Origin of the sequence: Rhizobium hidalgonense (genome assembly GCF_005862185.2) — a bacterium.
GTDB classification, from domain to species: domain Bacteria; phylum Pseudomonadota; class Alphaproteobacteria; order Rhizobiales; family Rhizobiaceae; genus Rhizobium; species Rhizobium hidalgonense.
Map to the genome: position 1 here is coordinate 195,844 of NZ_CP054029.1, position 21,124 is coordinate 216,967.

Here is a 21,124-nt window from a genome sequence, read left to right on the forward strand (position 1 = left end):
TTTCCTCTTGAAGGTCGGGTCTTTTGAAAATCAGCTCTTGGGGCTTTCGGCGCTGGAAACGCCGAGCGCGCGGATGAAGTGGTTGGGACCGACCTGTTCGATCACCGATGATTCCGGGCGGCTCAGCGAACGCACCTTTTCCGCCTGTTCGAGGAAACGCGCGCTTCCGCCGGTCACGAACGGCCTGCTGCCGTCCGGCACGGCGGAAAGCAGCAATCGCGTATAGGGATGGCTGGGATCGGAGAGAACCTTATTGGTGTCGCCCCATTCGACCATCTGGCCGGCAAACATCACGACGATCTCCTCGGCCACATGTGCTGCCGTTGCAATGTCGTGGGTGATATAGAGCATGGCAAGGTCGTTTTCCCGTTTCACCGTCGCCAGCAGATCGAGAATGTCCTTGCGGATCGAGACGTCGAGCATCGAGGTCGGCTCGTCGGCGACCAGCACACTTGGCGCGACGGCAAGGGCGCGGGCGATGTTGACGCGCTGCCGCTGGCCTCCCGAAAGTTCATGCGGGAATTTCTGCCTGGTCAGATCAGGCTCCAGCCCGACGCTTGCCAGCAGCCGGGTCATCTCCTCGGCGAGATCAGCCTTGGAGCCGCTCGGCCGATGCAGTTGCAGCGGCCGCGCCAGATGATGGCTGACGGTGAAGGCCGGATTGAGCGAGGAGAACGGATCCTGGAAGACCATCTGCACCTCACGGCGGTAGCGATGCTCGTCCCCGGTCTCGCTGCGGGCGGTCAGTTCCTGCCCGCGGAAAAACAGCCTGCCGCCGGTCGGCTTGTCCAGCCGCGCGATGATGCGGGCGCAGGTCGTCTTGCCGCAGCCGGATTCGCCGACGAGCGCCAAGGCCCGGCCAGGAAAGAGCGAGAAGGATACGCCTTTCAGCGCCCGGACCGCACCGAAATCGCGCTTGATGTCCTCGAGCCGGATCACGGCTTCTGTGATAACGGGATTAACCTCCGCTTTCATGCCGTGAGCTCCGATAAATGCGGATTGCCGGGAAGCTGCGGAATGGCATTCCAGAGCTTGCGCGTGTAGTCGTGCTTCGGCGCATGGGCGACCTGGCCGACGTCGCCGACTTCGACGAGTTCGCCCTTCAGCATGACGCCGATGCGCCGGCAGAGCTGCGCCATCAGATGCAGGTCATGGGTGATGAAGAGCACGGAGAAGCCGTGAGCCCGCTGCAGATCGACGACCTGTTCGAGGATCTCGCGCTGCACGACCACGTCGAGCGCCGTCGTCGGCTCGTCCATGATGATGAGCTCGGGTCTGAGCGCCAGGCAGATGGCGATGACGATGCGCTGGCGCATGCCGCCGGAGAACTGGTGCGGGTAGTCGCCGATACGATGGGTGGGAATGCCGACGAGGCGGAACACCTCCTCGGCCCGAGCCCGGGATTGCTCACGCGAGCTGCCGGTGTGCCGGCGCAGAACGTCGTGGAACTGCGCCTCGACCCGCATCAGCGGATTGAGCGAATTCATCGCGCTCTGGAAGACCATGCCGATGCGCTTCCAGCGGATTTTCTGCAGCTCGCGTTCCGGCAGCTTCAACAGATCCTGCCCGGTCAGCCGGATGCTGCCGCCGCTGATCCAGGCGGGCGCCTTGGAAAGCCGGGTGATGGCATAGGCGATGGTGCTCTTGCCGCAACCGGATTCGCCGGCAAGCCCAAAGATCTCGCCGCGGCCGATCGTGAAGGAGACCTCCTTGACGGCGCGGAATTCTCCCTTGTCGACGAGGTAGTCGACGTTGAGCTTTTCGATTTCCAGAAGATTGTCGCTCATCGGCCGAGCTCCAGTTCCCGGTTGCGGGCGCGGTTGAGACGGAACCAGCGGGTCAGCGCCGGGCCGGAGCGGAGCTGCGGATTGGCAATCTCGTCGAAGGTGAAATTCAACAGCGCAAGGCCGAGGCCGGTCAGCGCGATACCGAGCGCCGGCACCCCGATGTCCCACCAGGCGCCGACCATGATCGCCGAGGAGTTCTGGGCGTTGTAGAGCATAGTGCCCCAGGAGACTTTCAGCGGATCGCCGAAGCCGAGATATTCGAGCGTCGTCTGGGCAACGATGGCGTAGATGATGCTGCCGACGAGATTGATCCCGATCAGCGTCGTCAGATTCGGCAGGATTTCCACGAAGATGATGCGCCAGGCCGGCTCGCCGATCATCTTCGAAGCCGTGACGAAATCGCGATTGCGCAGCGCCATCGTCTGCGATCGCGTCATCCGGGCGCCCCACGGCCAGGAGGTCAGCGCGATGATCGTCATGATCGTCATCGGCCCCACTGTGCCGGCGAAGGAGGCGAGCAGGATCAAGAGTGGCATGTTCGGGATAACGAGCACGGCATTGGTCGCCAGGTCGAGCCATGCATCCGTCCTGCCGCCGGCATAACCGGCGACGAGGCCGATGGCGGTGCCGAGAACGGTGATGGCAATGCCCGTGGCAAAGCCGACGGAGAGAGAGCTGCGGGCGCCCCAGACGAACTGGCGATAGACGTCCCGCCCCATCTTGGTGGTGCCGAGAACATGTTCGATCGACGGCGGCTGATGCGAACGCCCGACACGCGCGCCGGGCTCCCCGGGGGCGACGAGCGGCGCAAACAGCGCCATCGACCACAGGACGGCGATAATGATCAGGCCGGCCAGCGCCTTCTTCTGCTTGAGGATGGGCCACAGGCTAAAACTCATCACGCAGCCTCCCGCAATCTCGGATCGACGAACCCGTAAATCATGTCGACCAGGAAGTTGGCGCCGAGCGTCGCAAGCGTCATCAGCAGCAGCTGGCCCTGGATGACCGGGTAGTCGCGGGCGATGCTCGCGGTATAAAGCGTCAGTCCCAGGCCGGGATAGTTGAAGACGATCTCGGTGACGATCGAACCGCCGAAAACGGCGCCGAGCATCAGCGCCAGATTGGTCAGCACCGGAAGCATGGCATTGCGGGCGCCGTAGCCGAACATGACAGTGAGGTGGCTGAGCCCCTTGGCGCGGCCCATCGTCACATAGTCCTCGCCGAGCACCGAGATCATCGACGAGCGCATCGTCGTCTGGAACTCGCCGATCAGGAACGGCGAAAGCGTCAGCACCGGCAGGATCGCATGGAGGAGCACGCTGCCTGCGAAGGTGAAATCGAAGGCGGGATCGAGATTGGGATCATAGGCATAGCCGACGGGAAACCAGCGCAGCGAAACCGCGAAGACGAATAGCGTCGTCAGCGCCACGATGACCGGCGGCACCGAAATCATGATCACCGACAGCGGCGAGACGATCGTGTCGAAACGCCCGCCGCGGCGCCAGGCCGAGATCGCACCGAGCACGACGCCGACGCAGAGCGAAAAGATGATCGCTGTCGTCACCAGGAAGACGGTCCAGAGCGTCGAACGGCCGAGAACCTGAACGACGGTCTGGGGGTAATATTTGACCGAGACGCCGAGATCGAGGGTGACAAGCCCCTTCAGGTAATCGGCGAATTGCCAGAGCATCGGCTGGTCGACCGCGCCGAAGCGCGCCTTGATCGCCTCGACGGCGGCGGGTGTCGCCCGCGGCCCGAGCTGGGCGACCATGGCATCAACCGGGCTCCCCGGCATCAGCCGGGGAAGAATGAAGTTCACGACGATGGCGAAGGCCAGGGCGACCGCATAGACGCCGAGGCGCCGGCTCGAAATGCGCATGTCCGCTCCCTGCGAGGCTTAACTGACGGGCTTCAGACGGAGCAGATGCATCAGGCGCATGCGGTTATTGTCATGATCCTCCGGATTCATGATCGGATCCTTGTCTGTGACCCAGCCGGTGAAACGTTTGCTGGAGAATTGATACCAGGTCGGGCCGTTGAAGACGGGCACAACGGGGAAGTCATCGGCGATCAGCAGCTGGATGTCGTTGAAGATCTTCTTGTGATCGTCCTCCGACGTCGCCTTCAGATACTGATCGAAAAGCGCATCCAGCTTGGGGTTCGAATAACGCGAGGGTGCGCCGGTGATGCGCCCGCCATAGGCGGTCGACAGGCTCTGGTAATAGCCGCGGAACGGCGTCGCGCCGTCGGCGCGGGAGTTCATGACGACCTCGAAGCTGCCGTCGATGATCTGCTTGCGCCATTGTTCATATTCCGGGGTGGCGACCGAGGCATTGATGCCGGCGGCGCGCAGGCCTTCGACGGCAATCTGCACCGCATCGATCCAGTCCGTCCAGCCGTTCGGTACGATGATCGGGAAGGCGATCGGCTTGCCGCTCGGCGTCGTGCGGAAGCCGTCGGCGCCTTTCTTGTAGCCGGCATCGTCGAGGACCTTGTTGGCCTTCTCGGTATCGAAGCCCATGAAGGCGTCCTTGTCGCCCTCCGCCGCCTTGTTGCGCCAGGTCTCGAAGCGCGGCGGCAGGCCGGTCGCATGCTCGTTGACGACGGGATAGCCGAAGCCGGCAATATCGACCATCGACTTGCGATCCATGGCCAGGCTGAAGGCGTGGCGGAAGTTCAGGTCCTTATAGGCCTCGAGGTTGCCGTCATTGCCGCTCTTGAAGTTCATTTGGAAGGCGACAGTTTCGGCCGGCGGCTGCCAATAGCCGTTGTGGTCGGCATCGAGCGCCACGAAGGTCTTGTCGATCTGCGGAATGAAGGAGCCGATCCAGTCCATATTGCCCTCCGGCAGGATGGCGAGCATCTGGTCGTTGCCTGATATTTGCGGCAGCCTCAGGCAATCGACATGCAACGATGCGGCGTCCCAGTAGTTCGGGTTGCGGCACTGCTCGTAGACCTGCGGCGTGAAGCGACGCAGTTCGGTCATCGGGCCGGAACCGACCGGCTTCTCGTTCTTGAAGGCGACAGGATCGGAAACGTCCTTCCAGATATGCTCGGGAACGACGGCAAGATCGGCAAGCGTTTCCGGGAAATCGGAGTTGACGGCCTTGAGATCGATCTTCACCTCGGTTGCCGACGGCGTCTCGACCGAGGCAACGGTTTCGCCGACGCCGACCGTGTCGAGGGCGGCGTTCTTCAGCATCAGATCGATCGTATATTTCACGTCAGCCGAGGTCAGCGGCTGGCCGTCCGACCATTTCAGATCGGGCCGCAGCGTATAGGTGACCGATTTCATATCCTCGGAGAATTTATAGCCGGTTGCCAGGCGGAAGACCGGCTTGCCGCCATCCTCGGCATTGAAGATCACCAGCGGCTCGTAGATGAAATCCATCGTGCTCTGCCGGCGGCCGGCCAGATCGAACGGATTGAAGTTCTGAACCCAGCTGGTCTGCTCCTCTATGTGCATCGTCAGCACCGATTCAGCGGCGGCACCGCCTGCCCCGAAAGCGACGAGCGCCGTCAGGGCGGTCGCCGCCGCCCAGCCGGCACGCACGGAAATTCTGCGGAATAGGCTTTTGCTCGATCTCATTCCAATGCTCCCCTCATTATATTTTTGGAGTCAATCAAATTGATTTAATATTGATAGTCAGTTTCCCGCAGGCCCGTCAATTGCCGATCTCAAATTTTTGCGGGCGTATCCGAAGCCGTCGAGCCTGGCCTTCCCGGTCGGGCTCGATTGCATTCGGTGATGCTTTTGCCCTGATATGCCGGTTGACATGTCGATCGTCTCGATCACAAACATGATCGCTATTCTCAACCGGGGCAGAAATGCCGCGCGCGCGGGGCCATCGCATGAAACGAGTTGAGCCTGCCCATCCCGACGCAAACCCCGCCATCGTCTGGCTCGGCTTCATTGCCATGTGCGTCGGCATGTTCATGGCGATCCTCGATGTCCAGGTGGTGGCGACATCGCTGCCGACCATCCAGTCGGCATTGGGTATCGATCCGGATCAGATGAGCTGGATACAGACGGCCTATCTCATCGCCGAAGTTGTGGCGATCCCGCTGACCGGCCTGCTGACGCGGCTTTTGACGATGCGATGGCTGTTCGTTACCGCCATCGGCCTGTTCGTCGCCGCTTCCGCCGGTTGTGCGGCCAGCAGCAGCTTCGGCGAGCTGGTCACTTGGCGGGTGCTGCAGGGCTTTTCCGGCGGAACCCTGATCCCCTCGGTGTTCTCAGCCGTGTTCATCCTGTTCCCCAATGAGCGGCAGGCGCTGGCAACGACAATCGCCGGCGTGCTGGCAGTGCTGGCGCCGACCGTCGGGCCGATCGTCGGCGGATGGCTGACCGAGACCTATTCCTGGCACTGGCTGTTCCTAATCAACATCCCTCCGGGCATCGCCTCGGCCATCCTGGCGGCACGCTTCCTGCCGAGGCAGGCCGTCGATCCCTCCGAACTCCGGCATCTCGACGGTCTGTCGCTTCTGTTGATGGCAACCGCACTGACGAGCCTGGAGCTCAGCCTGAAAGAGGCGCCGACCAGCGGCTGGACCTCGGCCTATGTGCTGAGCCTGCTGGCGATCTGCCTGGCATCGGGCGGTATATTCATCGCACGATCGCTGCGCCGGCGCCGGCCGATTGTCGATCTCGGCAATTTCGCCGATCGGAATTTTCTCGTCGGCTCGACCTTAAGCTTCGTGCTCGGCATCGGCCTGTTCGGCTCGGTCTATCTGATGCCGGTTTTTCTCGCTTTCGTCAGAGGCCATGACGCGCTCGAAATCGGCATGACGATGCTGGTCACCGGCATCGCCCAACTGGTCACGGCACCGGTCGCGGTGGCGCTGGAGAAGCGCATGGATGCGCGGCTGCTGTCGGCTATCGGTTTCGCCCTGTTTGCTATCGGCGTCGGCATGAGCGCCTTTCAGGATCCGCGTTCGGATTATGACGCGATGTTCTGGCCGCAGATCGTGCGCGGCGTCGCCATCATGTTCTGCCTGCTGCCGCCGACGCGGCTGGCGCTCGGCACGCTTCCGCCAGACCGCATTCCCGATGCCAGCGGCCTTTTCAATCTGATGCGCAATCTCGGTGGCGCGATCGGCATCGCGCTCATCGACACCATCATCTACACCCGTTCGGAACCACTCGGCCAAAACCTCTGGGCACGTCTTCAAGCCGGCGACCTCGGTACTGCGGCATTTGTCGGCGCGCCGGCGGAGATCGTCTCAAGACATAGCGGCAGCTTCGATGCCGATGCGACGGCGATGCTTGACCCTCTCGTCCAGACCGCGGCAAGCGTTCAGGCGATCAACGAGGCCTGGCTGGTCGTCGCCATCCTGACTGGCTGCGCCCTGCTTTGCATACCCTTCGCGAAGCGGCCGGCATTGACGTGAAACCCGTCGCGACAGCTTGCCGATCTCCGGATCGCCGCTAAGATTTCTCTCAATCATTTGCGTCATCCTCCAGTTCCCCTTTGAAACGAATCCACGAGATATCAATGGTCCCGGACCTCAAGCGCAGTTTTCAAATGCCCCGACGCGAACAGCTTGGCCTGTTGACGATCGCCAACGGTTCCGGCCTGTCGATATCGGCCCTGCCGAACGGCACGCTGTTTGCGATCGAATATGCCGACGACAAGGGGTCGGTGCAGATCAACCAGATCCAGGGTTCGCCCTTGTTCGGCGGCATCGGCCGGCTTTATCTGCGCGTCGGTGGCAAAAGGCCCGATGTCGTCGAAATTGTCGGGCCGGGCGCCGATGGCGGCTTCGGGCATGACGCGACGAGCTTTTCCTGGAGCGGCGAAGCCGGCGATATCGGCTACAACGTCCGACTGGCGCTGCATCCCTCCGAGACTGCTTGGTTCTGGCGTGTCTCGATCCAGCATCTCAAGGAGGTAGTGGTACCGGTGGATCTGGTGCTGGTCCAGGATGTCGGTCTTGGCGATCGCGGCTTCCTGATGAACAGCGAGGCCTATGCCTCGCAATATGTCGATCACCACATCGCTAATCACCGGATATTCGGCCCCGTGGTGATGAACCGGCAAAATCTCAAGCAGGGCGGCGGCCGCAATCCTTGGCTCGTTCAGGGTTGCCTCGATGGTGCGGCTGCCTATGCCACGGATGCAATCCAGCTGGTGCAGGCAAAAGACCGCCACGGCGACCTGCTGGTCGGCCCTTACGGCACCAGCCTGCCGAGCGAACGGCGGCAGCAGGAGACGGCCTGTCCCGCCATCCAGTCGCGATCGCTCTCCGGTCCGGCAAGCGGCGCGACGGCGACCTTCTTCGCCATCTTCGCCACCGATCACCCCGAAACGTCTGATGATGACGACCTGTCAAGGCTCGACGGGCTTGCGGGCCTGGAGAGCGCAGCTGACGATCTCGCAGAGACGGCGCCTGTCCGCAGCCTGCTCCAGGATGCTGCCTTGCTGAAGGTCGAGGCGCTGGACAAAAAGGCAATCGGCCAGCTCTATCCCGAGCGGAGCCTGGAAGAGCGCGCCGACGGAAAGCTGCTGTCGTTTTTCGTGCCGGATGGCGCCCTGAACCGCCACGTCGTCCTGCGCGAAAAGGAACTTTTGGTGGCGCGCCGCCACGGCGCGATCGTGCGCAGCGGCCAGAACATGCTGCTCGACGATAGGACACTTGCCGCGACCTGCTGGATGCAGGGCATTTTCGCCGCGCAACTGACGATCGGCAACACCTCCTTCCACAAGCTCTTTTCCGTCTCCCGCGACCCCTACAACCTGACGCGCGCCAGCGGCTTGCGCATCATGGCCGATGTCGGCGCCGGCTGGCAGCTGCTGGCGGTGCCGTCGGCTTTCGAAATGGGGCTCAGCGATTGCCGCTGGATCTATCACTGCGCCGATCGGACAATCACTGTTGCGGCGGTCGCCTCCGGCGAGGAAACTGCGATCCAGTGGACCGTCTCCGTCGAGGGCAAGCCGTGCCGTTTCCTGGTGTTCGGTAATGTCGTACTCGGCGAGCGTGAATATGACGCCGGCGGGCAGATCGAATTCGATAGATCAGGCAAACGCATCCTTTTCCGGCCGGATCCCGCTTGGCTCTGGGGCGAGCGGTATCCTGACGCCAGCTACTGCCTGGTAAGCTCAACGCCCGATGCCATCGAGGTAATCGGCGGTGACGAGCTGCTCTATACCGACGGGATTGCACGCGACGGCGCTTTCGTCGCCATGCGGTCCCGGCCGACCCAGGCGCTTTGCTTTGCCGTCGTCGGCTCGATGACCGATGCCGAAGAAACCGAGCGCCTGGCCGAGCGTTATGAGGCCGGTGTGACAGTTGAAGCAATGCTTGCGCCGGCATCGACATTCTGGCGCAACGCCGTGCGCGGTCTGACGATCGACAGCACTTCGCCCGACCTTACCGCGCAGACGGCCCTCCTGCCCTGGCTAGCGCATGATGCGATCGTGCATCTGAGCGTGCCGCACGGTCTGGAGCAATATACGGGTGCAGCCTGGGGCACACGTGACGCTTGCCAGGGGCCGATCGAATTCCTGCTCGCTTATGAACATGATCGCGAGGCCAAAGAGGTCGTGAAGACCGTCTTTGGCGAACAATACCTGAAAAACGGCGACTGGCCGCAATGGTTCATGCTGGAGCCCTATTCCAATATCCGGGCGGGTGACAGCCATGGCGACATCGTCGTCTGGCCGCTGAAGGCGCTCTGCGACTATATCGAGGCGACCGGCGATCTCGCTATCCTCGGCGAGAGGGTCTCCTGGCGCGACGAAAAGACCATGCAGAGGTCTGAGAAGGCCAGCACCATCGCCATCCATGTCGAGAAATTGCTCGATACCGTCCGCGAACGCTTCATCCCGGGAACGCATCTGATCCGCTATGGCGAGGGAGACTGGAACGATTCCCTGCAGCCGGCCGATCCGCATCTGCGCGACTGGATGGTCAGCAGCTGGACCGTTGCCCTGCTCTACGAGCAGATCGTCCGCTATTCCGCAATCCAGCGCCGCCTCGGCCACGGCGATAAGGCCAAGGCCCTCCGGAAGGTCGCCGCGGCGATGCGCCGGGATTTCAACCGTCATCTCATCCGGGACGGCGTTGTTGCCGGCTACGGCATCTTCGATCCCGCCCATGACGGCGTCGAATTGCTGTTGCACCCGAGCGACCGGCGCACCAGCCTCTCTTTCTCGCTGATCTCGATGACGCAGGCGATGCTGGGCCGGCTATTCACGCCGGCGCAGAGACAGGATCATATGAAGTTGATCAAGAAGCATCTGCTCTTTCCAGACGGCGTGCGGCTGATGGAAAAGCCCGCGACCTATGCCGGTGGACCCGAGACGCTGTTTCGCCGCGCCGAATCCTCATCCTTCTTCGGCCGTGAGATCGGGCTGATGTATGTGCATGCCCATCTGCGCTACTGCGAAACGCTGGCCCTCGATGCCGAGGCGGATGAGCTCTGGAAGGCGATATCAGTCGTCAACCCGATTGCCGTCACCAATGCGCTGCCGAATGCTTCGCTGCGCCAGCGCAACACCTATTTCAGCAGCAGCGACGCGGCTTTCCCTGACCGCTATCAGGCCGCCGCCGATTGGAAGCGCGTCAAGGCGGGGAAGATCGCGGTCGACGGCGGATGGCGCATCTATTCAAGCGGCCCCGGGCTTTTCACCAGGAGCTTCGTCGAAAATATCCTGGGCTTCAAACGGCGCTTCGGCCGGCGCCAGCGCAAACCGCTTCTGCCAGCGGTTCACGCCTCCGTCGATCTGCAGACGGATCACGCCGGCTGGAGACGGCTGCTGCGGCCGAAGGCCAAGTCGTAACGGTTCAGGACGAAATACTGGCGTCGCGCAGCTCTTCGAAGCGGGCGGCGCTCTTCGACAGGTGGCTGCGGATGGCGCGGCGCGCCGCAGCCTCGTCACTGTTGCGGATCGCCGTGAATATGGCGTGATGTTCCCGGCGCATGCGCGCCGCATGGCGCTTGCGCTCGGCCGATGTCATCTTGTCCAGGCGGGCCCATTGCCGCGGCACCATGATATCGCCGAACGTATCGAACAGGCGGCTGTAATAGGAATTCTGCGTCGCGACCAGAATGGACCGGTGAAAGGCGTAATCCTCCTGTGCGCCGTATCCGCCCTCTTCGAGCGCCTTGTCGAGGGCATCGAGGCGATCCTGCATGCGGTCGAGATCTTCCTGCCTGCGCCGCAGCGCGGCAAGACCGGCGGCTTCGTATTCGACCCCCATGCGCAGCTCCAGCACGCGCAAGACCTCGTCGATCGACTGCAGGTCGTTCGGAATGATCGAGAAGGATCTCGCGGTCGGATCGTTCGAGACGAAGGCTCCAAGACCTTGCCGCGTGGTGATCAGCCCCTTGGCGCGCAGCGTCGCAAGCGCTTCGCGAACGATCGTCCGGCTGACGCCGGTCGCCCGCATGATCGCCAGCTCGGTCGGCAGGCGCTGGCCGGGCTTCAGGTCGCCGGACTCGATCTGCGCCGTCAACATATCGGCAAGGCCGCTGCGCAGGTTCGGTGGCTGCCGAGTGGTGGTGACCGCCTTGTCTCTGTCCGTCATCCCTGTCTGATCCCGCCTGTCGATGCGGCTGCGCCGGCCGCTATTCTTTTGCTAACGCATGCCGGCGGCAAAGGCAAAATGATGTCGGTCATGGCAGCTCACTGCGACAGCGCCGCGCGTCTCTTCAGAGGTGCGGCGCTGATTTATTCAGTCGTCGGTCGGGGCCGCATCACCGCGCCAGCCAGCCGCCGTCGACCGGCAGCACCGCTCCATGCACGTAGTCGGAGGCCGACGAGGCCAGGAACACGGCGGCGCCGCCGAGTTCGGCAGGCGTGCCCCAGCGCCCGGCCGGAATACGAGCAAGGATGGCGGCATTGCGGTCGGCATCCTCGCGCAAGGCCGTGGTGTTGTTTGTGACGAAATAACCCGGCGCAATGGCGTTCACGTTGACGCCCTTGCCGGCCCATTCGCAGGCAAGCAGCTTGGTCAGTCCGGCAAGCCCGCTTTTCGAGGCGGTATAGGACGGGATGCGGATGCCGCCTTGGAAGGAGAGCAGCGAGGCGATGTTGATGATCTTGCCCCTGCCCTTCTCGACCATGTGGCGGCCGGCCGCCTGCGACAGGAAGAAGGCCGTCTTCAGGTTGACGTCGATCACAGCGTCCCAGTCTTCCTCGGTGAAGTCGAGCGCATCGGCGCGGCGGATGATGCCGGCATTGTTGACGAGGATGTCGAGGCCGCCGAAGGTCTGGATCGTCTCGTCGACGATCCCCTTGACCGGCTCGATGGTGGCGAGATCGGCCTTGACGACATGAAAGCGGCTTCCCGCCTCCTTCACCAGCGCCTCGGTTTCGTCCATTGACGAGCGCCCGACGGCGACGATAGAGGCGCCGGCTTCGGCCAGCGCCGCCGCAATCGCCTGGCCGATGCCGGTATTGGCGCCGGTGACGACGGCGGTTTTTCCGGAAAGGTCGAAGGGATTTGCCACGGGGCTCACCTCAGATCCGCAATGGCGATATGATCCATGTCGGTGAAGCTCTTATTGTCGCCGGCCATCGCCCAGATGAAGCTGTAATTTTTGGTGCCGGCGCCCGAATGGATCGACCAGGGCGGCGAGATAACCGCCTGCTCGTTGGCGACAAGCATATGCCGGGTCTGTTGCGGCTCGCCCATGAAGTGGAAGACACGCTGGTCGGCTTCGAGATCGAAATAGAGATAGGCTTCCATGCGCCGGTCATGCGTATGGGCCGGCATGGTGTTCCAGACGCTGCCGGGCTCGATCATGGTGAAACCAAGGGTGAGCTGGCAGGACTGGCAGACTTCCGGGTGGATGAACTGGTAGATCGACCGCTTGTTGGCCGTCGCAGCTTCGCCCGGCGTCAGGTGACGGGCCTTTTCGCGGGTGAGCAGCACGGTCGGATGCGTCTGATGCGCCGGCGTCGAAACCAGATAGAACTTTGCCGGATTGGCGGCATCGGCGCTCTCGAAGCTGATGTCCTTGGCGCCCCTACCGACATAGAGGCAATCATATTTGGCAAGATCGTAACTGGTGCCGTCGACGATGATGCGGCCGGCGCCGCCGATGTTCAGCGCCCCGAGTTCACGCTCGGCAAGAAAGGTTTCCTGGCCGATCGCCGTCGGCGCCGTCAGCGTCAGGCCGGGGCCGAGCGGCGTGGCGCCGCCGATGACCATGCGGTCGTAATGGGAATAGGTCAGCCGGATCTCGCCGCCCGCAAAGATGGTCTCGACCAGAAAGTGACGCCGCAGCGTTTCGGTGTCGAAATTGCGCACAGCCTCGGGATGGGAGGCGTGTCTCACGTCGATCTGCATGGCGAATTTCCTCAGTTTTCGTTGTCGTCAGGTGTTGTCGCTGTCGCGGCGCTGGCTCGGTTCGACCGTCCCTTCCGCTCGATAATGAACCATATGGTTACATAGTTGTACGACAAGTTCGAAGTCAATATGTTTCTGCAGGTTCGTTCGCGCCAAGCAGCGTGTCTAAAAAGTACCAATAAAATCAATAGCAAACAGGGAAGCTGTGTTCTCCAAGTGCGATGGATTGCAGTGGCTTTTTCGGCCCGATGGAAATTTCTATCGGCCAAAACGAAAAAGCCTGCCGCGGGAGGAGGTGCGGCAGGCTTTCGTAAAAAACCGAACGACAGCTGGGAGGAGGAGTGCTGCCGTTCCCGCAGACGACCCTGGGAGGAGGATGGGCGCCTGCATATCGAAGGGATGCGGGAGGAGGTGCATCGCTTCGATAGAAATAATCATACTTATTTCCTGCTCAGTTGGTAGGCATTTCTTTGCAGGGCAGCTATGCGTTATGCGAAAAGCGGGAGGCTCTCTCCATCGTCGGCCTATCCGCCGCAAGCACAAAAGCAAAGCGCCCGCTTCAGAGAAAGCAGGCGCTGGCCAAGTCTTCGATAGTACTGAGTCTGCGGGCCGTTAGCGGGCGATGGCAGCGCGAGCGATGCTGTGGATGTCGCCGCGGCCGATGCCGAGGTCGTTCAATTCGCGCGTGGACATACGGCCCAGTTCAGCGACCGTCTGACGGTACTTGCGCCAGTTATTAAAAGAGCGTGCTACGTTCATGATGATCCCCTTTCCGTGGGCTTTCGAAGCCTAGCTGCCAGTCCTTGGCGCTTCGTTCGCTTCGATGAGTGGTATATAGTACGAGCCCTTCGATTGTTGCAGCGCCAATGCATCACTGCACCTATGCGGCACTTGCATGGGTCCGCATGTCTGGAGGTGTTGCCGATCCAGAACCGAAGCGTTGCGCGGTCAGGATTTGAAACGGTCGAAGGCCGTCAGCCGCATGATCGGCGGCTCCGCCTCTTTCCAACGGTAAATCTCCGAGCGCAGATAGGAGAGTTCTTCGTCGAGATCGTCTTCGCCGACTTCGACCCACCAGGATTTCAGGCGGCCGTCGCTGCCATCCGACCAGCGATAACCCCTCGCCTTCAAATGGTCCTTCATCTCGAACGGGCTGTGTTCGGCAAAGATGCGGATGCGTGAGCGCTGGCTGGCGCGGTAAAGCTCGGCGAACGGGCTTTCATCGTCGCCCTGCGCGCGATCGAGGATTTCCAGCAGCGCGTGGCAGTCGTCGACGGCGCGATGGCCGTCATGGAAATAACCCGCCTGGCCGACGAGATAGCCGAGCTTGGTGCCTTCGAAACCGCGGGCGCTCCAGTCGATCTCCGAATTCGAGCATGCCCAGGCCTTGCCGGCGAAGATCTTCGAGAAGACCTCGCAGAACGGCCGGTCGAAACCGGCATTATGGGCGATGATCAGATCCGCCGGCTCGATCAGGGCGCTCAGTGGTCTGGTGTCGATGACCTGCCCTTCGACCATCGCATCGGTGATACCGGTCAGCCGGGTAATCTCGGGCGGGATCGGCCGCGATGGCTGCTGCAGGCCGCCATAGATGCCGACGACATCGCCGACCGCGCCATCATCGTCGAATGTGAAGGCGACGGCGCCGATTTCGATAATCTCGTCGCTGCGGTGGTTGAGACCCGTCGTCTCGGTGTCGAGAATGATCCCGAGCCGCGAGAATTCCGGCCGTCTGACTGACGCAACCGGCCGGGCGATCAGCTTTCTCAAGATGCGATAGTTGCCGCTCTCCTCGAGCGTACGCGCCATCTGTTCTTCAGACCTGGCGGCCGGCTGCGGCGGCGACCGGGGCATCGGAGCACGCGCCTTGGCCGCCGCCGGCGATGGCTTGGCAAACATGTCGAGTTGCGAATCTCTGTTCACGCTCATTCGACCTGTATGTCATGCAGAGGCGTTTTAATCCATCGCGGGCGGCGCGCTATCCCCTTGCGTTTCGCGGACATGGCAGCTTAGCTGAGCGGCGAGCGGTCAAAGGAGAACACATGCCTGGTGACAACGGCAAGGGCGCCGACGAAGACGTCGTCATTATCGGCGCCGGCGCCGCCGGCATTGCCGCTGCCCGTCGCCTCCAGGCCATTCGCCCGGATCTTTTCATCCTGCTGCTTGAAGCTGGCGATCGTCTCGGCGGCCGTGCCTGGACCGTGGGGCTGCCTGATGCCGGCGATATCGGGCTCGATCTCGGTTGCGGCTGGCTGCATGGGGCGCGGACCAATGCCTGGACGGCGATTGCTGACGAGGTCGGACTGACGGTCGATCGGACACCGGCGCCCTGGAACGGCGGTCAGCGGCTGCAGCGGGACGATGCCGAGACCCACGCCGCGCAAGAGGCGATCGGCGACTATTTCGAACGTCTCGAGAGCCATGAAGGCGATGACACCGATCTCGCCGAGATGCTCGAACCCGGCAATGCCTGGAACGGCCAGATCCGGGCGATCGGTACCTATATCACCGGCGCCGAATTGGAACGCGCATCGGTGATCGACTACAACAGATACGATCCCGGCCCCGGTCCCGATTGGCGGGTGCGTGAGGGTTATGGAACATTGATCAGCCGCTACGGCAGGCCGGTTCCGGCAAGGCTCGGCACCGAGGTGACCCGCATCGACCACCGCCATGCCGGCCGTATCGACATTCGGACGAACCAGGGCAGGCTCACTACCCGTGCGGTGCTGGTGACCGTCTCGACCAATGTGCTTGCCGCCGGCAGGATCGCCTTCCACCCTGCCCTGCCGGAGAAGATCGAGGCGGCGGCGCGTTTGCCGCTCGGGCTCGCCGACAAGCTGTTCCTCCGGCTCGCACATCCGCAGGCGCTGCCGGCCGATACCCATATGCTCGGCTCGATCAGCCGTGGCGCAACCGGCACCTATCAGCTCCGGCCGTTCGGCGCTCCCGTCGTCGAGGCCTATTTTGCCGGCGACCTCGCGCATGATCTGGAGCGGGAGGGTGGAGAGGCCGCCTTTTCCTTCGCCGCCGATGAACTGGCGGCACAATTCGGCGCCGATATCCGCAGAGAATTGTCGGTTGCGGCGATCTCGGCCTGGGCCGCGGCACCCCATATCGGCGGCTCCTATTCCTATGCCGAGCCCGGTGCTTCCGATCTGCGCGCGGTGCTCGCCGCGCCGCATGACGGGCGGGTCTTCTTTGCCGGCGAAGCCTGCTCGCGCTCGCGTTATTCGACGGCGCACGGCGCCTACGAGACCGGCGTTGCCGCCGCCGATTTGATCGCCGGTTCGCTGTCGCAAAATCCATAACCTCGCCGGCCGCAGCGGCGGGTGGGAATATTTTTTCCCACTTGTGGCAGAGGCGGGATTGGTTATGCTGCCCTCGCCCCTGAGCCGAATGAGCCCAGGGCGCCATACGTCATCCTGGCGGCAAGCGGCCGCCTCAAGCTCGATATTGTCATTGATTGCGGAAGCCCCGGCTTCTCCCCCGGCGATTTTGCGCGCCGGCTGCGGGTGTCCGCATAAGGAGGAAGAAATGGATTATCGCAAGCTCGGTCCCAGCGGGACCGTTGTTACCGCCTATTGCCTTGGAACCATGACCTTCGGCGCGGAGGCCGACGAAGCGGCCTCGCACAGGCTGCTCGACGATTATTTCGCCTGGGGCGGCAATTTCATCGATACCGCCGATGTCTACAGCGCTGGCAAGTCGGAAGAGATCATCGGACGCTGGCTGAAGGCGCGCCCGACCGAGGCCCGCCAGGCGATCGTCGCTACCAAGGGCCGTTTTCCGATGGGCAATGGTCCCAATGATATCGGCCTGTCGCGCCGGCATCTCGGCCAGGCGCTCGACGACTCGCTCCGCCGCCTCGGCCTCGAGCAGATCGACCTCTACCAGATGCATGCCTGGGACGCGCTGACGCCGATCGAGGAGACGCTGCGCTTCCTCGACGACGCGGTTGCCTCCGGCAAGATTGGCTATTACGGCTTCTCGAACTATGTCGGCTGGCACATCGCCAAGGCTTCGGAGATCGCCAAGGCGCGGGGCTATACACGCCCGGTGACATTGCAGCCGCAATATAATCTGCTGATGCGCGACATCGAACTCGAAATCGTCGCGGCCTGCCAGGATGCCGGCATGGGCCTGTTGCCGTGGTCGCCGCTCGGTGGCGGCTGGCTGACCGGCAAGTACAAGCGCGACGAGATGCCGACCGGCGCCACCCGCCTCGGCGAAAACCCCAACCGCGGCGGCGAATCCTACGCGCCGCGCAATGCGCAGGAACGCACCTGGGCCATCATCGGCACGGTCGAGGAGATCGCCAAAGCGCGTGGCGTCAGCATGGCACAGGTGGCGCTCGCCTGGACGGCGGCGCGGCCGGCGATCACCTCGGTCATCCTCGGCGCCCGCACGCCGGAGCAACTGGCCGACAATCTCGGCGCCATGAAGGTTGTGCTCTCCGAAGAGGAAATGGGAAGACTCAACGAGGTGAGTGCTCCCCAACCTTTGGACTATCCTTACGGCAAGGGCGGCACCAACCAGCGCCACCGCAAGATCGAAGGCGGCCGCTGAGCCTTTCGGCTTCCAGTGAGCGAAGCCTGTCTGCTTCACGCCGAAGTGGACAGGCTGTCCGGGCCGAGGCCTATCGACTTGTGCTTTGGGCCGGTCGGTCGCCCGTGTTGCCGAATGTCTTCAGGTAGATCGACAAAAGCTGCGTCTGCGAGGAGATGCCGAGCTTGCGGTAGACGTTGCGGCGATGAACCTTCACCGTGCCCGTCGAGATGTTGAGCCTGAGGCCGATCGATTCCGAGGAATGTCCCTGCAATACCAGGTCGACGATCGCGGTTTCGCGGCTCGTCAGCTTGAGGTCGCGCCAGACAGTGTCGGCCGGCTGCAGCGCCTGCGCCGCCGCACCGCGCTTCCTCCCCGTTCTCAAGCCGGCATCGCGTTGCGCGTCGAAGCGGGCACCGAGCCCCGGCCAGAAATGCCGGACAAGGTTCGCCACCAGAGGTTCGGCCTTTTTCAGGAGCGCGAATTCAGCCGGCGGAAACGGGCCGGTCTTTTCCCGGCGCATCAGCGACAGCACGACGGTGATGTCGTCGTCGAGTGTCACGAAGAAGCCGATCTCCTCGGCAAGTCCGGTCTGGACATAATAGCTCCGGTAATATTCGCTGGAGAAGAAGCGGTCGGGCGCCAGCTCGCGCATGCGGAAGACACCTGGGCGGCGCGCGCGGGCGGTATGGTAGAACGGATCGAGCAGATAGGGACCGACCTGGTAGAGTGTGACGAAAACCACGTTCTCGTCGGGATCGAAGGTGCTGTAGAGATCGATCGGCCGCTCCTTGCCGCGATAGGCAAAAACCACGACATAATCGAAGCGCACCAGCGCCGCCATCATCCGGCGGAACGTCTCTCCAAACTCCGCATCCGCCATGGCGGGCTTTCCGACGGTGACGTCGAAAGCCTGAAACAGCGCCTCGAGATCAATGCTCATCGATAGCCTCCCCAAACCGCCTCAGCAGAGATACGCTCTGAGTTTCATATACACCTTCCACGAAGAGATTTGAGGTAAAATACCTCCTTCGGGGTATATACCGCACAGAGGGGCCAGGCTTAGTCTTTCCCCAACGACGGTGGCAAAAAGGCAGCGCTAGACTGCCCTTACCAACCAACCGCAGGGAACAGACGCGTGGCATCCGCTTCGACGAACGATATCGAATTCCGTTCGGTCACCAAGAATTATGGCGCGGTGACCGCCGTGACAGACATAAACCTGAATGTACCGAAAGGTGCTTTCCTCGCTTTGCTCGGCCCTTCCGGCTGCGGCAAGACCACGTGTCTCCGCATGATCGGCGGCTTCGAGCAGCCGAGCGAGGGCGCCGTGCTGATCGACGGGCGGGAGATGAACGGCGTTCCGGCCTATCGCCGCCCCGTCAACATGGTCTTCCAGCATTATGCTCTGTTTCCGCATTTCAACGTCGAACAGAACGTCGCCTATGGCTTGCGGCAGATGCGGCCGAGGATTGCGGCTGCCGAGATCAATCGCCGCGCGGCAGAGGCGCTCGAGATGGTGCGGCTCGGCGGTTTCGCCAAGCGGCGCATCCACGAGATGTCCGGCGGCCAGCAGCAGCGGGTGGCCTTGGCGCGGGCGATCGTCAACCGGCCTTCGGTGCTGCTTCTTGACGAGCCGCTGGCCGCGCTCGACAAGAAGCTGCGCTCGGCCATGCAGATCGAATTGCAGACGCTGCAGCGCGAGCTCGGCATCACCTTCGTGCTCGTCACCCACGATCAGGAAGAAGCGCTGTCGATGGCCGACGTCGTCTGCGTCATGAGCGCGGGGCGCATTCGTCAGCTCGGCACGCCGCAGGAGGTCTACGACCGCCCGGCCGATCTTTTCGTCGCCGATTTCGTCGGCAAGACCAACCGGATCGGTGCGACGATGGAAGCCGGTGGCACGAGGCTGCGCCTTGGTGACGGTTCGGCGCTTGCGGCCAATGCCCGGCCTGGCCTTGCGACGGGCGACGTCATCGTTGCGATCCGTCCCGAGGCGATCCGGCTGACGCGGGCTGCGGTCGGCAGCGCGTCCTTTGCCGGCACGGTCACGCACCGCATCTTCCTCGGCTCCTCGGCCGAATATGCGGTCACCGTCCCGGGTCTCGGCGATTTCCTCGTCACCGCCGACCGGCGTGGCATGAATGAGAGCGATCTGGTCGAGCCGGGCGAAGCAATCTTCCTCGGCTTCGATCCCGACATGGCCCACGTCTTTCCAGCCCAGGTTTCTTCGGCCCAAGTTTTTTCAGCATCGAATGCATAAACCAGAACAAGGGAACAGCATCATGAGCAAGGACTACAAGGATCATCTGCCTATTACCCCTGAAGGCTTCATGGACGAGTTCATGCGCCTGAAGCGTGGCTCCGTCAGCCGCCGTCACTTCCTCGGCGTCACCGGCCTCGGGCTTGCGACCGCCGTGCTGTCGCGTTTCCCCGGTGCGCTGTCGACGCCCGCCTACGCCGAGGATCTCGGCACCCAGATGTCGATCGCCACCTGGCCGAATTACCACGACCCTGCGACCTTCGAGAATTTCAAGGCGGCGACCGGCGTTGCCGTCGAGGTCAACGTCTTCGGCTCCAACGAGGAAATGCTGGCCAAGCTCCAGGCGGGCGCCTCCGGCTGGTCACTCTTCGTGCCGACCAACTATACAATCTCCACTCACCACAAGCTCGGCCTGATCGACGAACTCGATCTCTCCAAGATCCCAAATTTCAGCCAGGCGACGGAAAATCCGCGCTTCACCAAGGAAGGCATGATCGATGGCAAGACCTATGCCGTGCCGAAGAACTGGGGTACGACCGGGTTCTCGGTCAATACCTCGAAGATCAAGACCAAACTTTCGAGCTGGAAGGACTTCTTCGAAGTCGCCCAAACGGAAGCCGACGGCCGCGCCATGGTGCATGATTACCAGCTGACGACGATCGGCAGCGCGCTGGTCTCGCTCGGCTACGGCTTCAATTCGATCAAGGCGGACGAACTCGCCAAGGCCGAGGAACTGCTGATCAAAGTCAAACCGCACCTTTTCGCCATCAACAGCGACTACCAACCGGCCATGCGCGCCACCGACGCCTGGCTCACCATGTGCTGGACCAATGACGGGGCGCAGCTCAACCGCGACGTTCCCGAGATCGCCTATGTGCTTGGTGCCGACGGCGGCGAGATCTGGACCGACTATTACGCCATCCCGAAGGATGCGCCGAACAAGGCGGCAGGTTACGCGCTGCTCAACTACCTCATGGATCCGACCAATGCCGTCAAGGAGCACATCGCCAATGGTGCGCCGACGACCGACAGCCGGGTCATCGCGCTGCTGCCGAAGGAGATCACCGCGAACAAGATCGTCTATCCCGACGAGGCATCATTGACGCCGCTGGAATTCGGCGCGGCAGTGACGCTGACCGATCCCGGCCGGGCGGAACTGATGGCGCGTTTCAAGTCGGCCTGATCGCCCTTCCCAACTCCGGCCCCGCCGCCTGGCGCGAGGGGGCCG

Annotated in this window: 18 protein-coding genes; 7 read left to right on the top strand and 11 right to left on the bottom strand. The window is 62.6% G+C overall.

The genetic code is table 11. From position 1 onward, the window contains the following. Positions 1–30 precede the first annotated feature (30 nt). The 5 genes from FFM81_RS29770 to FFM81_RS29790 are packed head-to-tail and all read right to left on the bottom strand — an operon-like array spanning position 31 to position 5,376. On the bottom strand, positions 31–975 hold the full coding sequence (locus FFM81_RS29770; RefSeq protein WP_138385958.1) for an ABC transporter ATP-binding protein: 945 nt from the start codon (positions 973–975) through the stop codon (positions 31–33). Beyond that, positions 972–1,787 carry an ABC transporter ATP-binding protein gene (locus FFM81_RS29775; protein WP_138385959.1) on the bottom strand — a complete coding sequence of 272 codons (816 nt, stop codon included), beginning with the start codon at positions 1,785–1,787 and terminating at the stop codon, positions 972–974. The genes FFM81_RS29770 and FFM81_RS29775 overlap by 4 nt, the downstream gene beginning before the upstream one ends. Next, the gene (locus FFM81_RS29780; RefSeq protein WP_138385960.1) at positions 1,784–2,686 is read right to left on the bottom strand and encodes an ABC transporter permease; all 903 of its coding nucleotides are present in this window, start codon (positions 2,684–2,686) and stop codon (positions 1,784–1,786) included. Before FFM81_RS29780 ends, FFM81_RS29775 begins: the two co-directional genes overlap by 4 nt. Then, positions 2,686–3,666, bottom strand: a complete 981-nt coding sequence (locus FFM81_RS29785; RefSeq protein WP_138385961.1) for an ABC transporter permease — start codon at positions 3,664–3,666, stop codon at positions 2,686–2,688. Before FFM81_RS29785 ends, FFM81_RS29780 begins: the two co-directional genes overlap by 1 nt. Positions 3,667–3,684: 18 nt before the next feature. After that, on the bottom strand, positions 3,685–5,376 hold the full coding sequence (locus FFM81_RS29790; RefSeq protein WP_138385962.1) for an ABC transporter substrate-binding protein: 1,692 nt from the start codon (positions 5,374–5,376) through the stop codon (positions 3,685–3,687). Between the two features lie 263 nt (positions 5,377–5,639). On the opposite strand from FFM81_RS29790, the gene FFM81_RS29795 reads away from it, so the two are divergent. Both FFM81_RS29795 and FFM81_RS29800 read left to right on the top strand, forming a co-directional pair. Next, complete coding sequence (locus FFM81_RS29795) at positions 5,640–7,178, top strand: DHA2 family efflux MFS transporter permease subunit (protein WP_138385963.1); 1,539 nt, start codon at positions 5,640–5,642, stop codon at positions 7,176–7,178. 104 nt (positions 7,179–7,282) lie between these two features. Beyond that, the gene (locus FFM81_RS29800; protein ID WP_138385964.1) at positions 7,283–10,570 is read left to right on the top strand and encodes a GH36-type glycosyl hydrolase domain-containing protein; all 3,288 of its coding nucleotides are present in this window, start codon (positions 7,283–7,285) and stop codon (positions 10,568–10,570) included. Between the two features lie 4 nt (positions 10,571–10,574). On the opposite strand, the gene FFM81_RS29805 is transcribed toward FFM81_RS29800, so the two are convergent. The 3 genes from FFM81_RS29805 to kduI all read right to left on the bottom strand — a co-directional run bounded on the left by FFM81_RS29805 (position 10,575) and on the right by kduI (position 13,085). Then, the gene (locus FFM81_RS29805; protein ID WP_025418834.1) at positions 10,575–11,318 is read right to left on the bottom strand and encodes a FadR/GntR family transcriptional regulator; all 744 of its coding nucleotides are present in this window, start codon (positions 11,316–11,318) and stop codon (positions 10,575–10,577) included. Positions 11,319–11,487: 169 nt separating this feature from the next. Then, entirely contained in the window at positions 11,488–12,252 is a 765-nt protein-coding gene (kduD, locus tag FFM81_RS29810) for a 2-dehydro-3-deoxy-D-gluconate 5-dehydrogenase KduD (protein ID WP_281389177.1), read from the bottom strand. Next, the gene (gene kduI, locus FFM81_RS29815; protein WP_003563761.1) at positions 12,249–13,085 is read right to left on the bottom strand and encodes a 5-dehydro-4-deoxy-D-glucuronate isomerase; all 837 of its coding nucleotides are present in this window, start codon (positions 13,083–13,085) and stop codon (positions 12,249–12,251) included. The genes kduD and kduI overlap by 4 nt, the downstream gene beginning before the upstream one ends. 105 nt (positions 13,086–13,190) lie before the next feature. On the opposite strand from kduI, the gene FFM81_RS29820 reads away from it, so the two are divergent. Next, on the top strand, positions 13,191–13,547 hold the full coding sequence (locus FFM81_RS29820) for a hypothetical protein (protein ID WP_164895951.1): 357 nt from the start codon (positions 13,191–13,193) through the stop codon (positions 13,545–13,547). 150 nt (positions 13,548–13,697) lie between these two features. Here FFM81_RS29820 and FFM81_RS29825 read toward each other — a convergent pair whose 3' ends face one another. Next, complete coding sequence (locus FFM81_RS29825; RefSeq protein ID WP_003563760.1) at positions 13,698–13,844, bottom strand: DUF1127 domain-containing protein; 147 nt, start codon at positions 13,842–13,844, stop codon at positions 13,698–13,700. 189 nt (positions 13,845–14,033) lie between these two features. Then, positions 14,034–15,014 carry a 3'-5' exonuclease gene (locus tag FFM81_RS29830; protein ID WP_138385966.1) on the bottom strand — a complete coding sequence of 327 codons (981 nt, stop codon included), beginning with the start codon at positions 15,012–15,014 and terminating at the stop codon, positions 14,034–14,036. A gap of 113 nt (positions 15,015–15,127) precedes the next feature. Here FFM81_RS29830 and FFM81_RS29835 point away from each other — a divergent pair, with 113 nt between their 5' ends. Then, entirely contained in the window at positions 15,128–16,396 is a 1,269-nt protein-coding gene (locus tag FFM81_RS29835; protein ID WP_138385967.1) for a flavin monoamine oxidase family protein, read from the top strand. A 226-nt stretch (positions 16,397–16,622) separates the two neighbouring features. After that, a complete protein-coding gene (locus tag FFM81_RS29840; protein WP_025418829.1) occupies positions 16,623–17,654 on the top strand; it encodes an aldo/keto reductase in 1,032 nt (343 codons plus the stop codon). A gap of 70 nt (positions 17,655–17,724) precedes the next feature. Here FFM81_RS29840 and FFM81_RS29845 read toward each other — a convergent pair whose 3' ends face one another. Next, positions 17,725–18,576, bottom strand: a complete 852-nt coding sequence (locus FFM81_RS29845; protein ID WP_025418828.1) for a helix-turn-helix transcriptional regulator — start codon at positions 18,574–18,576, stop codon at positions 17,725–17,727. A 195-nt stretch (positions 18,577–18,771) separates the two neighbouring features. Here FFM81_RS29845 and FFM81_RS29850 point away from each other — a divergent pair, with 195 nt between their 5' ends. Both FFM81_RS29850 and FFM81_RS29855 read left to right on the top strand, forming a co-directional pair. Further along, a complete protein-coding gene (locus FFM81_RS29850) occupies positions 18,772–19,896 on the top strand; it encodes an ABC transporter ATP-binding protein (RefSeq protein WP_041686834.1) in 1,125 nt (374 codons plus the stop codon). A gap of 22 nt (positions 19,897–19,918) precedes the next feature. Then, a complete protein-coding gene (locus FFM81_RS29855) occupies positions 19,919–21,079 on the top strand; it encodes an ABC transporter substrate-binding protein (protein ID WP_025418827.1) in 1,161 nt (386 codons plus the stop codon). Positions 21,080–21,124 lie beyond the last annotated feature (45 nt).

Excerpts from the sequence above, each read along its gene's own strand:
- FFM81_RS29855 (WP_025418827.1), top strand. The coding sequence starts at position 19,919 with ATGAGCAAGGACTACAAGGATCATCTGCCTATTACCCCTGAAGGCTTC.
- FFM81_RS29780 (WP_138385960.1), bottom strand. The coding sequence starts at position 2,686 with ATGAGTTTTAGCCTGTGGCCCATCCTCAAGCAGAAGAAGGCGCTGGCC.
- FFM81_RS29775 (WP_138385959.1), bottom strand. The coding sequence starts at position 1,787 with ATGAGCGACAATCTTCTGGAAATCGAAAAGCTCAACGTCGACTACCTC.
- FFM81_RS29840 (WP_025418829.1), top strand. The coding sequence starts at position 16,623 with ATGGATTATCGCAAGCTCGGTCCCAGCGGGACCGTTGTTACCGCCTAT.
- FFM81_RS29800 (WP_138385964.1), top strand. The coding sequence starts at position 7,283 with ATGGTCCCGGACCTCAAGCGCAGTTTTCAAATGCCCCGACGCGAACAG.
- FFM81_RS29835 (WP_138385967.1), top strand. The coding sequence starts at position 15,128 with ATGCCTGGTGACAACGGCAAGGGCGCCGACGAAGACGTCGTCATTATC.
- kduI (WP_003563761.1), bottom strand. The coding sequence starts at position 13,085 with ATGCAGATCGACGTGAGACACGCCTCCCATCCCGAGGCTGTGCGCAAT.
- FFM81_RS29845 (WP_025418828.1), bottom strand. The coding sequence starts at position 18,576 with ATGAGCATTGATCTCGAGGCGCTGTTTCAGGCTTTCGACGTCACCGTC.
- FFM81_RS29785 (WP_138385961.1), bottom strand. The coding sequence starts at position 3,666 with ATGCGCATTTCGAGCCGGCGCCTCGGCGTCTATGCGGTCGCCCTGGCC.
- FFM81_RS29830 (WP_138385966.1), bottom strand. The coding sequence starts at position 15,014 with ATGAGCGTGAACAGAGATTCGCAACTCGACATGTTTGCCAAGCCATCG.
- FFM81_RS29805 (WP_025418834.1), bottom strand. The coding sequence starts at position 11,318 with ATGACGGACAGAGACAAGGCGGTCACCACCACTCGGCAGCCACCGAAC.
- FFM81_RS29770 (WP_138385958.1), bottom strand. The coding sequence starts at position 975 with ATGAAAGCGGAGGTTAATCCCGTTATCACAGAAGCCGTGATCCGGCTC.
- FFM81_RS29825 (WP_003563760.1), bottom strand. The coding sequence starts at position 13,844 with ATGAACGTAGCACGCTCTTTTAATAACTGGCGCAAGTACCGTCAGACG.
- FFM81_RS29795 (WP_138385963.1), top strand. The coding sequence starts at position 5,640 with ATGAAACGAGTTGAGCCTGCCCATCCCGACGCAAACCCCGCCATCGTC.
- FFM81_RS29790 (WP_138385962.1), bottom strand. The coding sequence starts at position 5,376 with ATGAGATCGAGCAAAAGCCTATTCCGCAGAATTTCCGTGCGTGCCGGC.